The organism is Paraburkholderia madseniana (assembly GCF_009690905.1).
Taxonomy (GTDB): Bacteria; Pseudomonadota; Gammaproteobacteria; order Burkholderiales; family Burkholderiaceae; genus Paraburkholderia; species Paraburkholderia madseniana.
Window position 1 is genome coordinate 136,560 of sequence record NZ_VOSW01000001.1, and the last position, 12,907, is coordinate 149,466.

Below are 12,907 nucleotides of genomic sequence, written 5' to 3' on the forward strand. Positions count from 1 at the left end.
CAGCTGATTTGTAGCTAACACGCTTTACATTTTTCATGCACTTCCGCTGTGCAAGAGGTACGTACACGCTCGCATGAAAGCACGAATTACAGGCATTTCTACGAGGAATCACGCAACTCAATGAGGAAAATTTATGGGCTTTGATGGGTATTTTTCCACACCGTATTTTGGAGCGTATACGCTACGTTTTTAGCGTGATACACAGACATCTGCAAGCGAAGTGCGAGTGATCTCTGTCGCACGATATCCACCTTTTTTCGCACCACCTTCCGGGAGTGGCAGTCATGGCGAATGTTTATCAGGGCAGTGCCGTGCTCGACACGAGCAGCACCGACAACAGCGAGCTCTATCGCAAGGTTACGATCCGTCTCATCACGTTCTTCTGTCTGTGTTATTTCGCGGCGTATCTCGACCGAATCAACATCGGTCTCGCTAAGCTGCAGATGCTCGACGCGCTCAAGTTCAGCGATACCGTCTACGGCCTCGGCGCGGGTCTGTTCTTCGCCGGCTATATCCTCTTCGAAGTACCGAGCAATCTGATTCTGCAGCGGGTCGGTGCGCGCTTGTGGATCGCGCGCATCATGATTACCTGGGGTCTGCTGTCGGGCGCGACGCTGTTCGTCACCACGCCGATGCAGTTCTATATCGTGCGCTTCCTGCTCGGCGTCGCCGAAGCCGGATTTCTGCCGGGCGTGCTGCTCTATCTGACGCAGTGGTATCCCGATGCACGCCGTGCTCGCATGGTGGCGCTGTTCATGGTCGGCTTGCCGCTGTCGAGCATGATCGGCAGCCCCATTTCCGGCTGGATCATGGCGTTCTTCAACGGCGCGCACGGCCTGGGCGGCTGGCAATGGCTGTTCCTGCTCGAAGCGCTGCCGTCGATTGCGCTCGGCATTGCGATCCTCGCGTGGCTGCCGAATAACATCGAATCCGCCCGCTGGCTCAGCGCCGCGGAGAAGAAAACGCTGCGTGCGAATCTCGACGCGGAGCCGTCCGGCAACAAGAGTCATTCGCTAAGCGGCGCCTTCGTCGACTTCAAGGTGTGGGCGCTCGGCCTCATCGATCTGTGCGTGCTGCTTGGGCTGTACGCGACGAGCTTCTGGCTGCCGTCGATCCTGCGCGACACCGGTGTAGCAGATCCGTATCACATCGGTTGGCTGATGGCGATTCCGAATGCGTTAGCCGTGCTGAGCACGCTTTACTGCGGCGCCAGTTCCGACCGGATGCGCGAACGCCGCTGGCATATCGTGGTCCCGTTCCTCGTGGCGGCGGTTGCGCTGGTTATCGCCGGTTCGGGTCACCACGGCACAGTCGCGACGGTCATTCTGTTCTCGCTGATCAACGCGGGCGCGGCCGCTGCGATGCCCGTCGTGTGGTCGCTGCCTTCGACCTTCCTGAAGGGCCCCGCCGCGGCGGCGGGTATCGCCTTCGCCTGTTCGATCGCGAACCTCGGCGGCTTCGGCAGCACGTATTTCATCGGCTGGCTGCGCGATACGTTCCATTCGCAAAGCGCGGGTCTGTTCGGCTTTGCGGCATGCATGATCGTCGGCTGCGCGCTTGCGCTGACCTATTCCGCCAAGCTCGTGAACCGCTGATCGGTTCGTTGCGATGCGTCGCGTCTCGCCGCGGCGCATCATGACGCTTGCTGGCGTAGCAAAAAAGAATCGCGGAAAGAAGCGGTTAGCAAGCCGGGTGTCGGCCTGTTTTATGGGAGTTTGCCGAGAAGAGCGCTGAATTCGTCTTTCTTTAATGCACGGAGCGTTTGCGTGCGGACATTGCCTGCGGCGCCGAGCGCCAGGCCGAATGACATGAAGCTTTGCTCATCCGGTGCTTCCACGATCGTGACAATGTCATATTGGCCCATCGTCCAGTAGATCTCTTTCATTTCACAGCCAAAACTCTTGGCCATCTCAGCCGCTTGACCGGCCCGCTGTGCGCTGTTTTTGACGGCGCGAATACCCTGATCAGTAAACTGTGCAAGAACCACATAAGTCGCCATGACGATTCCCCTTACGAATAGTACGAGTTGGGATTCAGACGCGCAGGCTCGACAGCGAACGCTACTGCAATCGAGTTGCTCGAAAGCGTTCTGCGCGTAACCTGATTCTAGGTAATGGAATCGCGTGTCACCGCATCAATCTCGACACGCAGCGTTTCCGATGGGAAAAGTTGCTCGGTCGTCGCACGAGCCGGACGCTACCCAGACCCTCCCTTCCCAAATGTTATTATCGGAAACATCGAACGCCGCGCAAGGCGAGCATTTAAGCCAGCCCCATGGACACCCACCTCACCAAACCCGCCGACCCATCGACAACCGACCTCGGCCGCCGCGTCCGCGCCGCCCGCCAGGCGCAGGACTTGACGCTCGAAACCGCGAGCCGCCTCTGCGGCGTCTCCCGCTCGACCCTCTCCAAAGTCGAAAACGGTCTGATGTCCCCGACTTTCGACGTCCTGCAGAAAATCGTTCTCGGTCTGAAGATTGAAATCGGCGAGCTCTTCGGCTCGACGCCCAAAGTCAGCGCCAGCGGCCGCCGCGCGTTGACCCGCAAAAACGAAGGCCAGCGTCACGCCTACCGCGGCTATCAGATGGAGTTGCTCGCCACGGATCTGGCGCACAAAGCGATGTTGCCGTTTCGCATCCGCATTTCGGCGCACACGCTGGATGCCTTCGATGACTGGGGCCGTCACGAGGGCGAAGAATTCCTGTACGTGATCAGCGGCAGTGTGTGTCTCTATTCCGAGTTGTACGCGCCGACGCATCTGAATGCGGGCGACAGCCTTTACTTCGACAGCCGTACCGGCCACGCAGCAGTGTCCACTAGCGACGAAGACGCCGAGGTGTTGTGGATGGCAACCAGCGCCGACATCCCGCAGACGTCGGCTACCTCAGAGCCGGCGAAAAAATAACGACGGCGCTACGGCCCCTTAACGGCGCGCCGCCAACGCCCGCTGCGCTAGTTGCGCGATATGCATCGCGTGTTGCCCGGTCCCCTGTTCGATCTGCTCCCGGCAACTGAAGCCGTTAGTCAGCACGATCGTTTCCGCGTTTGCCGCCGCAGCAGCACGCACCGCTGGAAACAGCGTGTCTTCGCCGATCTTCTCCGAAAGCACGTGATGCTCGTCGTTAAAGCCGAACGATCCCGCCATGCCACAGCATCCCGTATCGAGCAATTTCCACTTCACGCCAAGCTTGTTCAGGAGCGCGGTATCGCCTTGCATACCGAACAGCGCCTTCTGATGACAATGTCCGTGCACGATCACGTCCGCTGCGAGCGTCGGCCAATCGAACGGCTGACGCGCGACGAAATCGGAAAATAGAAACGTCTGCGCCGATAGTTGCGTCGCTAAAGCATGATCGGGGAACTGCTTCAGCAGTTCATCCTTGAACACCGACAGGCAACCCGGTTCGAGCCCGACCACCGGCACACCCGCGGCGATGTCCTCTCCGAGGTCATCGAGAATGGTGGTCAGCAACTCGCGCGCACGGTCGAGTAAACCGAAGTCATACAGCGGACGCCCGCAACACAACCGGTTCTTCGGCAGCACGACGTGCCACCCCATTTGCGTCAGCACATCGGCCGCGGCCTGCGCGATCTCTGGCGTGAAGTGATCGTTGAACGTATCGACCCACAGGATGACTTTCTTCACCTCACCAGGAGAGCGAGCATCAAGCTCCGTCTGAGGCGAACGCCGAGCAATCTGCCGATACGTCCGCGTAGCAAACATTGGCAACTCACGTGCTTGCGCGACACCGGCGACCCACTTCCCAACCGCAGCCAACCCCGGCGCCGACGTCATAAAATTCGTCAACCGCGGGAAGCGCGCCGCCCACGGCGCCCATTCGCCAATCCGCCCCATAAACAACGCCTGACGCGGCCGGCGATTCGTCTCGTAGTAATGCGAAAGAAACTCCGCTTTGTACGACGCCATATCCGTATGCGTCGGGCAATCGGATTTGCAGCCCTTGCACGCGAGGCAGGTATCAAGCGCCTCTTTCACTTCACGGCTTTGCCAGCCATCGGCGATCACGTCGCCTTGCAGCATTTCCCAGAACAGATGCGCGCGGCCACGTGTCGAGTATTTCTCTTCACGTGTCGCGCGAAAGCTCGGGCACATCGTGCCGCCTTCTAGCGAGCGGCACTTGCCCATGCCGATGCATCGTTCGATCTCACGCTGAAAACCGTCGCCTTCCTGGCTCGCGAAGGTGAGCTTCGTTTGCAGTGTCACGGGCTTGTAGGCCGGACCCATGCGCAGGTTTTCGTCGGCGCGATACGCATGCACGACCTTGCCGGGATTCAATCGATTGGCCGGGTCCCAGATCGCTTTGAATTGCTCCATCGCCTGCATCAGTTCGGGGCCGTACATGATCGGCAGGAATTCGGCCTTGGCCTGGCCGTCGCCGTGTTCGCCCGAGAGCGAGCCACCGAATTCGACCACCAGTTCCGCGGCCTCGCGCAGAAACTTGCGCCACGTCGCGACGCCTTCCACGCTGCGCAGATCGAAGGTAATACGCGCGTGGACGCAGCCGTCGCCGAAATGACCGTATAGACTCGTCTCGTAGCCATAGCGATCCACCAGCGCCTGAAACGCACGCAGATAATCGCCGAGACGCATTGGATCGACCGCTGCATCCTCCCAGCCGACCACTGGATCGGGCGTGCCTGCATCCACCGACAAGGCCACCGCCGACGCGCCCGTCTCGCGGATCGACCACACCTTCGCCTGCAGAGCACGATCTTCGACAAGCATCGCGGACACGTTCGGTCCTGCTGCGCCCGACGAGAAATATGCCTCAGCGGTTTGCGCCTGATGCACGGCGTCGTCTTGCGTATCAGCACCGAATTCGAGCACGACCCAGGCATCACCTGCCGGCAACAAGGCGATCTCATCCTTCTTCAACCCGCGCGCCTGCAAGCCGCGAACGATCGCACGGTCGAGCCCTTCGATCGCGATCGGCCCGCAGCGCATGAAATGCGGCACGGCGTCCGCGGCGGTGTAGATATCGGTGAAACCGACCACGACGATCACGCGTTTCGCCGGGCTCTTTACGAGCCGAACTTTCGCCTGCAAGGTCACGGCACAGGTGCCCTCGGTGCCGACCAACGCACGTGCGACATTGAAGCCGTTTTCCGGCAGCAGTTGATCGAGGTTGAAGCCCGACACGCGCCGCTTGATCTGCGGGAATTTCGCGCGAATCTGAACGGCGTAGGTGTCGCGCAGTTGCTTGAGTGCGGCGTAGATTTCGCCCTGGCGGCCGCCTGCGGCGATGATGCGTTCGAGTTCGCCGTCCGGAGTGGGGCCGACCCAGAAACGGGCGCCATCGAAGGTTGCGATTTCCAGCGCCTCGACGTTCTCCACCGTTTTGCCGGCCATTACCGAATGCGCGCCGCACGAGTTGTTGGCGATCATGCCGCCGAGCGTGCAGCGACTGTGAGTCGCGGGATCGGGTGCGAACGTGAGGCCGTGTTCTTCGGCGGCATCGCGCAAGGTGTCGCAGACCACACCCGGTTCGACGATCGCCACGCCCGCTACAGGATCGACCGACACGACGCGGTTCACATACTTGCTCGCGTCGGCCACCACCGCGACATTCACACATTGGCCGTTCTGCGAGGTGCCACCGCCGCGCGGGAGAAAGGGCACGTCATTGCGGCGGCACGCAGCGAGCGTTTCGAGCAGATCGTCGACGTCCGATGGCACCACCACGGCGAGCGGGACTTGCCGATAGTTCGACGCATCCGCCGCATAGAGCGCTTTCGAGCCCTGATCGAAGCGCACTTCGCCGCGTACGTTGCGGCGGAGGTCAGCTTCGAGCGCCTGCATAACAGCAGCGGTCCCTTGAAAGGGCTTGGCAACGCGCGGCGCTTTTGACGGGCCATGAGCCGCGTCGCTCAACGAAGCACTCATGCCCGCGCCCTGCTCTTCATCCAATGACGTTCCCACTCCGCCTCTCATGTCTCGTGTCCGACGCTCGCGCTATCACCCTGCGCTTACAAATTAAGCCGCCTGGCTCGCGGTCATCTTGAAGATGCCCTGCGCGTTGCCCGCGTCGAAACGCAGGTCCGTTTCCCAGCGACGCGCGTCCTGATCGAAGGTCCGCTTGCGCGTGATGAACTCGTAGAACGAACCCGGCACCTCGCGCGTCACGATGCTGCCATCGGCCGCACGGAATTCGCGCCGCACGATGTCCGCACGGTATGCGGTCTGAAACACACGGCCCGAACGCGAACGCTCGACTTCCGGCTTCATCGGACGACCCTTCGCCTTTTCGTCGTCGGAGAGCTTGAACACGTCCGCGACGCGATCGGTAGCGTGATTGAACGCATTGCCTTCGGTCGCGATCCACGCCATTTCTGCCGACTCCTTCAACAATACTTCGTAATCGGCTTCGCGTGGCGTCTCATGCTGACGGGCGAAGGCGCCGACGATCACCGGCAGCAACGCGTGAGCCGCCTCGAGCGGCAACACGCCGTCGCGTTCGAGCTCCCACAACTGGCCGGCGGCTTGCGGCGTCAACGGATCGCGCGAGGCGCCGATCACGTTCGTCACCGCCTGCTGAAACTCTGCCGAGAAACGCTCGGGATGCAATTCGCTGACGAAGAACTGCGCGATCTCATCGGGGGCGTCATCGTGCGCCCAGGCGCGGCCGGTCATGCCAAGGCGATCGAGTGGATAACGGCCGTTGATGCTGAAGCCGAGCGGACGCAGGATGCGCGCGAAAGCCGCTTCGCCCGGCGGCAACGCGCCGCTCGCCGCCCAGCGCACCGTGCGCAATGCACCATGATCGAAGTAGACACTGCCACCAGCGGCGATCGCCTCCTCGGTGTACTGGCGGCCATTCGCCGAGCGCGCCAGCAGGTCTTCGAACAGCGCCATGTTCATCGCCTGCGCCAGTTCGGCGCGCGTAACGGTGCCGCCCTCCCATTCGTTAAGAATCTGCGGATGGTTCAGGGTGGCGAACAGCCTCGCGGTTTTCTCTGCGCCGAGCAGTTTCAGCAGCAGTTGTTCGACATTCGCATTCTTGATGTTTCGCATATCGGTTCCGGGCGGAGCGCGGTGAGCACGCGTTCGTGTGTTTGAAGATGGCCTGCCGGCATGGCTTCAAGGCGCAAGCACGGCATCGTTGGATGCAAGATTATTCAAATTCGCAGCACTGCCGTAAAGCGAGATAAAATCGCCACTTGATGCGTTTTTGGAATCAACGTGCGAAAGTTCAAGATCCCCAACATGGGCGCGCTGCTCGCTTTCGAAGCCGCCGCGCGGCACGAGAGCTTCACGCATGCGGCGCGCGAGCTGTTCCTCACCGAAAGCGCGGTGTCCCGGCAGATCAATACGCTGGAGAGCAATCTCGGCGTGCGGCTCTTCGTGCGCGTCAAACAGCGCGTGGTGCTGACCAAGGCAGGCAAGGTCTATAGCGCGCAGGTGCGGCGCTCGCTGGAACAACTGGACCGCGACACGCTGTCGATCATTGCGCATGGCAGCGGCGGTGGTTATCTGGAACTGGCGGTGCTGCCGACTTTCGCATCGCAATGGCTGATTCCGCGGCTGGCGGCATTCAACGCGCAGTATCCGGACGTGCGGGTCAATATGGGCGTGCGCACCGGCACCTTCCCGTTCGCCGATACGCATTTCGAAGCCGCGATTCACTACGGCAAGCCGACATGGCCAGGCACGTCGGCGGATTTTCTGTTTAGCGAGGAAGTCGTGCCGGTGTGTGCGGCGAGTCTGCTGGCCCGGCCCGTGGAAACTGCGGCAGAACTGCTGGACTACCCGCTACTGCATTCCACCACCCGGCCTGACGGCTGGGCGTCATGGTTCGCCAACCTCGGCGTCGACGATAACCGGACGATGCAAGGGGTCCGGTACGAACTCCACACGATGCTGATCAGCGCCGCCGCGGCCGGTCTCGGCATCGCGCTGGTGCCGCGCTTTTTCGTCGACGCACAGCTCGAACAGCTCGGACTCGTGATGCCGCTCGACGCACCCGCCGTCGCCGACTCGGCGTATTACCTCGTCTATCCGACGGAGTTGAGCCACGGTAAGCCGCTCACGAGCTTTCGCGAGTGGCTGTTGCGGGAAGCGGCGGCATACAGCGCCGTGAATCCTGGGCTGGGCGGCAATCCCGATACTGACTGATTCAGCGGCAGGCGCCGAGTGGCAAACGGCAAGCGCTAAGCGTTAAGCGTTAAGCGCCGGTTTGCTCGCGTGCCTGCGCCAACGCGCTCAAATTGCCTTCGCCGAAACCGTGGTGACCCTGCCGTTGCACGATCTCAAAGAAGATCTCGCCGGCGCCGCGTCGCACAAAGGTCTGAAAGAACAGCAGCGGTACGCCGTCGGCGCCGATCTCGCCGTCCACCAGAACATGCGTGCGCTTGAGCCGCTCGACATCGAGCCCATGACCTGGCAGGCGCGCGTCCAGTTGCTCGTAATAGCGCGGCGGTGGCTCGACGAATTCGACGCCGTTCGCGAGGAGTTGCTCGACGCACGCAAAGATATCGTCGGTGGCGAGCGCGATGTGCTGCACGCCTTCGCCCGGATGATCCGGCAGATAGTCGTGCATCAGATTCGTACGGCGCGTGCCTTCTTCATACAAAGGCACGCGGATCGCGCCGCATGGCGACACCATCACGCGCGATTCCGCGGACACATGCCAGTTCGCGTGCAGTTCGTGAATCTCACGGAAGTTAAGCAGGTCGCGATAAAAGTCGAGCCATTCCTGCATCCGGCCCTCACCGACCGTTTGCGTCAGATGATCGACCGCAACCAGGCCGGTGCCCGCGTGACTCAGATCGGCGTGCGCGGTATCGATCTCGATCGGACGGAAGTCGATGTCGAAGATCGAGATGTCGCCGAGGCCGCCGCGCTGGCCGCCACGGCCGCGCCACCGGTCGACGAAATAGATGTGCGAATCGCCAATGCCCTGGATCGCCGGAATCAGCAACTCGCCCGCACCGAGGCGTTCGCCTTCGAACGCCCATGCACCGAGTTCGATCGCGCGGTCGAAGGCGCGCTGCGCGTTGGCCACGCGAATGCCGATCGCGCAGATGCCGGCGCCGTATTCCTCGGCGTAGCGCTCGGCAAACGAATCCGGCTCCGCGTTGATCAGGAAATGCATCTCGCCCTGGCGATACAGCGTGACGTCCTTGCTGATATGGCGCGCAATCGCCTTGAAGCCGAGTTTCGTGAACGTCTCGCCGAGCGCCTTCGGCTCGCGCGAGGCGAACTCCACGAATTCGAGGCCGGCGGTGCCGAGCGGATTGTGCTCAGGCGCCGACACGGCGCGCAGCGCGGCGTCTGGAGTGGGCAAGTCGCTGGGCATGGCAATCTCCTTGTGCAGTCTTTCGTACGCTGTTGCGCGTGTTCGTGATGTTTCTGCTGTTCGGTGCACGCCGTCATTCACCTGAAGTGTGACACCGTATGCGCGGTGTGCCGCAGCAATGCGGCCCGTGACGGCTTTTGCACCGTGTTTGTACACCGGGTAGCAGGGCGTTCGCAACCTTCATTTTGTACTGGATGGTTCACGCGGGGAGAATTGGGCCGCAGCGGGCGTCTACTGCGCCTCCTGCATTTCCCGTGACTCCCGCATCTCCAGCTTCGCTTGGCGACGTGCGTCAGGTCTTGGACATGCCGCCGCGACTGCGTTTGGACGCACGTTTAACCGCAGGCTTGCCAGCGGCCGCCGCCATGCGCTGCTGCGCAACCTCGCGCACGGCATCGATAAACGCCCGTCCCACAGGAGACGGCTGCGTGTCCGAGCGCCGGATCAGCCCCACAGGCTCGCCGGTGCCCGCGAACGGCAAGGGCAAACGCACCAACATACCGTGCACCAGTTCATATTCGACGGCGCTCAGTGGCACGAACCACACCGCGTCATTCTCCAGCGTCAACGCACGCCCCGTCGACACCGACAGCACTTCGACAAACCCCGACAACGGCGGCACGCCCCACGCGCTCAACAGGCTTTCAGCCGATTGCCGGATCAGCGTGCCGAACGGCGGCAGCACCACCGGAAAATCCTCCAGCGACGTGGCCGGCAAGCCGGCCCCCAGCGCCAACGGATGCCCGGCGCGGACCACGGCAATCAACGGCTCGCTGAAAAGCTGCTCGAAACTGAGCCCAACCATCCGTTCCGGGTCCGCCAGACGCCCGATCGCGAATTCGATCGTGCCGGCCTTTAAACGCTCGAGCAATTCGGGGTTGGCGCCGGTGGCAAGGCGCACGATCACGCGCGGCCAAAGCGCGGCGAACCGCTTCAGCACCGGCGGCACCAGCGCAGCCGCGACGGTCGGCAGAATGCCGATTTCCAGCGTGGCGGCCGCCGCGCCTTCCGCGCGCGCCAGCAAGTCCACACCCTGTCGCAACGCACTGACACAGGCGCTCGCATGCGGCATGAAGAGCTGCCCCTCGCGGGTCGGCACGGCGCCGTGGCGGCCGCGCTCGAAGAGCTTCACGCCGAGAATCGCCTCCAGTTCGGCAACCGTCTTGGAGACCGCGGGCTGCGTAATGGACAGGCTTTCGGCCGCCCGCTGCACGCCGCCGAACTGGGCGACGGCCAGGAAGCACTGGAGATGACGGAATTTGACGCGGCTGTCCGCGAGGCTGCGTTGCATAACGGTAGGTTATACGAAATGGGCGAAAACGTCATTTTGCATAACCTCTCAGGTTAGATAAAGTCGCTCCATACGCTGTATCCCACAATTCCCCGAAGGAGACACTGATGGACGAGTCCTTTCTCACCGCGCGCGACTTCGCGTCCCACCCCGCCTACGTCTATCCCGGCTACGGTTCTTCGGTCAAACGCGGCCCGACGCGTCCGCTGATTCCGCTGAAGGAAAAACTGCGCGACCAGCGTGTACCGGTCTACGGCACCGAAGACCTCGGCGCGCTCGATCACGATCTGACGCGCAATGCGGTGCGCAACGGCGAGCCGCTCGGCGAGCGCATCATCGTGACGGGCCGCGTGCTCGACGAAGGCGGCCGCCCGGTGCGCAATACGCTGGTTGAGATCTGGCAAGCCAATGCTGCCGGCCGCTATGTGCACAAGAACGATCAGCACGACGCGCCGCTCGACCCGAACTTCCTCGGTGCCGGCCGCTGCATCACCGACAACGAAGGCCGCTATCGCTTTCTGACGATCAAACCAGGCGCTTACCCTTGGGGCAATCACCCGAACGCGTGGCGTCCGAATCACATTCACTTCTCGCTGTTCGGCGACCATTTCGGCTCGCGCCTCGTCACGCAGATGTATTTCCCCGGCGACCCGCTGCTGGCCTTCGACCCGATTTTCCAGGGCACGCCCGAGCACGCACGCGACCGCCTGATTGCAGGCTTCTCGCTCGATACGACGCAAGAGGCCTATGCGCTCGGCTACGACTTCGACATCGTGCTGCGCGGCCGCAACGAAACTCCGATGGAGCGCTAAGCCATGACGACCCTCAAACAAACGCCTTCGCAAACGGTTGGACCGTACTTCGCCTACGGTCTGTGCCCTCAGCAATACGACTTCGCCTTCAAGAGCCTGTTTACGCCGGTTCTGGCCGACCGCGAAGCGGCCGGCGAGCACATCACGATCGTCGGCCAGGTGTTCGACGGCGACGGCAAGGTGATCGGCGATGCGATGCTGGAAGTGTCGCAGGTAGACGCGCAAGGCCACTACCCGGAATCACGCGAGGAAATCCTGAAGACCGGTTTCCGCGGCTTCGCCCGCGTCGGTACGGGCACCGATCCGCTCCAGCGCTTTGTCGTTGAAACGGTGAAACCCGGCCGCGCAAACCCGGACGAAGCGCCGCATCTGAATGTGATCGTGACGATGCGCGGCATGCTGCTGCACACCTTCACGCGCATCTATTTCGAGGACGAAGCCGAGGCTAACGAACGGGATGCCGTGCTGGCAGCGGTTCCGGCGGACAGGCGTGGCACGCTGATCGCGCGCCGCGAGCCGAACACGGCCAATGTGTACCGGTTCGATATCTATATGCAGGGCGACAAGGAAACCGTGTTTTTCGATCTGTAACGCGGATTTTCTATACTTTCATAAAGCTTTCACATACACTGGAGATGATCCGTCTAGCGACTGGATCGCGAAACTCCGAGTAGGTTAAGCCCGCCCCGCGCGGGCTTTTTTTTGGATGCCGAATCAATTGGCACAACGCGATATCGCGCAGCCACGCAGGAAAACGATTAGCAGAAGAAACTGAGGCCCCGCTCAACAGCGGAAATGGTCGATGTTCTGTCCAGCGTAGATTGCACGCGCAAGCCAATCCGGCTTTTCGCCATGACCGTCCCACGTATTTCCGTAGGCGTCGCGATACATCACGGCCCGCACTGCGGCTTTGTCGGCCTCGATTGCATCAGCAAGCGCTTCAATCGTAATGCCGTATTCGTCCATGCGTCGGCGGATCCACACGATCAGGCGCTCACGCGCATTCCCGTCGAGGTCGAACAGCCGTTGTTCTTCTCGCTCTTTCATAACGTACCGGTTTCGCGGCTGATAGTGCTCGCGTTGGAAAAACAAAGGCTTCGCTAAACAACGCGAAGCCTATGCGTGAATCAGATGGGTTGAGTGCGAATCGAACTCACGACGCCGCGCCTGATGCGCGACAACTCGCATCGGGAATCATGCCCAATAAATCCTGGATTTAGGGGAATTCGTCGGCAAACGGCTCGAATCGCGCCCGATCGGCCTTGGTGCTCCAAGGCTGCTTTAGCGTATGGGAGGGCATTCTAGCATCCAATTTCCGCTGCTTGCAGCAACTGATTGGCTGCGTGCGGTGATGGGCTTTCTTTGTCATTCGGTTGGCGTTCGTTACCGGCTTTTTCGATTCTTATTGGTTCTTTATTGGTTCTATTGGCGCTGACCGAAAACAAAACCTCGCCCTCCCATGCTATGTTCACTGATCCGCATCGC

11 protein-coding genes are annotated in these 12,907 nt (G+C 61.5%); 5 read left to right on the plus strand and 6 right to left on the minus strand.

The window, feature by feature from the left end:
• Nucleotides 1-284 precede the first annotated feature (284 nt).
• A complete protein-coding gene (locus tag FSO04_RS00600) occupies nucleotides 285-1,595 on the plus strand; it encodes an MFS transporter (protein ID WP_154557887.1) in 1,311 nt (436 codons plus the stop codon).
• Between the two features lie 110 nt (nucleotides 1,596-1,705).
• Here FSO04_RS00600 and FSO04_RS00605 read toward each other — a convergent pair whose 3' ends face one another.
• Complete coding sequence (locus FSO04_RS00605; protein ID WP_154557888.1) at nucleotides 1,706-1,999, minus strand: GYD domain-containing protein; 294 nt, start codon at nucleotides 1,997-1,999, stop codon at nucleotides 1,706-1,708.
• A 275-nt stretch (nucleotides 2,000-2,274) separates the two neighbouring features.
• On the opposite strand from FSO04_RS00605, the gene FSO04_RS00610 reads away from it, so the two are divergent.
• The gene (locus tag FSO04_RS00610; protein WP_093635019.1) at nucleotides 2,275-2,907 is read left to right on the plus strand and encodes a helix-turn-helix domain-containing protein; all 633 of its coding nucleotides are present in this window, start codon (nucleotides 2,275-2,277) and stop codon (nucleotides 2,905-2,907) included.
• Between the two features lie 18 nt (nucleotides 2,908-2,925).
• Here FSO04_RS00610 and FSO04_RS00615 read toward each other — a convergent pair whose 3' ends face one another.
• Together FSO04_RS00615 and FSO04_RS00620 are read right to left on the minus strand one after the other, a co-directional pair.
• The gene (locus tag FSO04_RS00615) at nucleotides 2,926-5,907 is read right to left on the minus strand and encodes an FAD-binding and (Fe-S)-binding domain-containing protein (RefSeq protein WP_154558021.1); all 2,982 of its coding nucleotides are present in this window, start codon (nucleotides 5,905-5,907) and stop codon (nucleotides 2,926-2,928) included.
• 90 nt (nucleotides 5,908-5,997) lie between these two features.
• Nucleotides 5,998-7,035, minus strand: a complete 1,038-nt coding sequence (locus FSO04_RS00620) for a DUF1338 domain-containing protein (protein WP_154557889.1) — start codon at nucleotides 7,033-7,035, stop codon at nucleotides 5,998-6,000.
• A 168-nt stretch (nucleotides 7,036-7,203) separates the two neighbouring features.
• On the opposite strand from FSO04_RS00620, the gene FSO04_RS00625 reads away from it, so the two are divergent.
• A complete protein-coding gene (locus FSO04_RS00625; RefSeq protein WP_174825264.1) occupies nucleotides 7,204-8,136 on the plus strand; it encodes a LysR substrate-binding domain-containing protein in 933 nt (310 codons plus the stop codon).
• A 49-nt stretch (nucleotides 8,137-8,185) separates the two neighbouring features.
• Here FSO04_RS00625 and FSO04_RS00630 read toward each other — a convergent pair whose 3' ends face one another.
• Both FSO04_RS00630 and pcaQ read right to left on the minus strand, forming a co-directional pair.
• Nucleotides 8,186-9,319, minus strand: a complete 1,134-nt coding sequence (locus tag FSO04_RS00630; protein WP_154557890.1) for a 4-hydroxyphenylpyruvate dioxygenase family protein — start codon at nucleotides 9,317-9,319, stop codon at nucleotides 8,186-8,188.
• A 292-nt stretch (nucleotides 9,320-9,611) separates the two neighbouring features.
• A complete protein-coding gene (gene pcaQ, locus FSO04_RS00635) occupies nucleotides 9,612-10,610 on the minus strand; it encodes a pca operon transcription factor PcaQ (protein ID WP_154557891.1) in 999 nt (332 codons plus the stop codon).
• A 107-nt stretch (nucleotides 10,611-10,717) separates the two neighbouring features.
• Here pcaQ and pcaH point away from each other — a divergent pair, with 107 nt between their 5' ends.
• Together pcaH and pcaG are read left to right on the plus strand one after the other, a co-directional pair.
• On the plus strand, nucleotides 10,718-11,422 hold the full coding sequence (gene pcaH / locus FSO04_RS00640; protein ID WP_154557892.1) for a protocatechuate 3,4-dioxygenase subunit beta: 705 nt from the start codon (nucleotides 10,718-10,720) through the stop codon (nucleotides 11,420-11,422).
• Nucleotides 11,423-11,425: 3 nt separating this feature from the next.
• Nucleotides 11,426-12,013, plus strand: a complete 588-nt coding sequence (gene pcaG / locus FSO04_RS00645) for a protocatechuate 3,4-dioxygenase subunit alpha (protein WP_154557893.1) — start codon at nucleotides 11,426-11,428, stop codon at nucleotides 12,011-12,013.
• 192 nt (nucleotides 12,014-12,205) lie between these two features.
• Here pcaG and FSO04_RS00650 read toward each other — a convergent pair whose 3' ends face one another.
• Entirely contained in the window at nucleotides 12,206-12,469 is a 264-nt protein-coding gene (locus FSO04_RS00650) for an H-NS family nucleoid-associated regulatory protein (protein ID WP_054034930.1), read from the minus strand.
• Between the last annotated feature and the right edge of the window lie 438 nt (nucleotides 12,470-12,907).

What these genes read in the sequence shown, in the direction of transcription:
- FSO04_RS00630 (WP_154557890.1), bottom strand. Translation starts at nt 9,319, where the DNA reads ATGCCCAGCGACTTGCCCACTCCAGACGCCGCGCTGCGCGCCGTGTCG.
- pcaQ (WP_154557891.1), bottom strand. Translation starts at nt 10,610, where the DNA reads ATGCAACGCAGCCTCGCGGACAGCCGCGTCAAATTCCGTCATCTCCAG.
- FSO04_RS00620 (WP_154557889.1), bottom strand. Translation starts at nt 7,035, where the DNA reads ATGCGAAACATCAAGAATGCGAATGTCGAACAACTGCTGCTGAAACTG.
- FSO04_RS00615 (WP_154558021.1), bottom strand. Translation starts at nt 5,907, where the DNA reads ATGAGTGCTTCGTTGAGCGACGCGGCTCATGGCCCGTCAAAAGCGCCG.
- pcaH (WP_154557892.1), top strand. Translation starts at nt 10,718, where the DNA reads ATGGACGAGTCCTTTCTCACCGCGCGCGACTTCGCGTCCCACCCCGCC.
- pcaG (WP_154557893.1), top strand. Translation starts at nt 11,426, where the DNA reads ATGACGACCCTCAAACAAACGCCTTCGCAAACGGTTGGACCGTACTTC.
- FSO04_RS00600 (WP_154557887.1), top strand. Translation starts at nt 285, where the DNA reads ATGGCGAATGTTTATCAGGGCAGTGCCGTGCTCGACACGAGCAGCACC.
- FSO04_RS00650 (WP_054034930.1), bottom strand. Translation starts at nt 12,469, where the DNA reads ATGAAAGAGCGAGAAGAACAACGGCTGTTCGACCTCGACGGGAATGCG.
- FSO04_RS00605 (WP_154557888.1), bottom strand. Translation starts at nt 1,999, where the DNA reads ATGGCGACTTATGTGGTTCTTGCACAGTTTACTGATCAGGGTATTCGC.
- FSO04_RS00610 (WP_093635019.1), top strand. Translation starts at nt 2,275, where the DNA reads ATGGACACCCACCTCACCAAACCCGCCGACCCATCGACAACCGACCTC.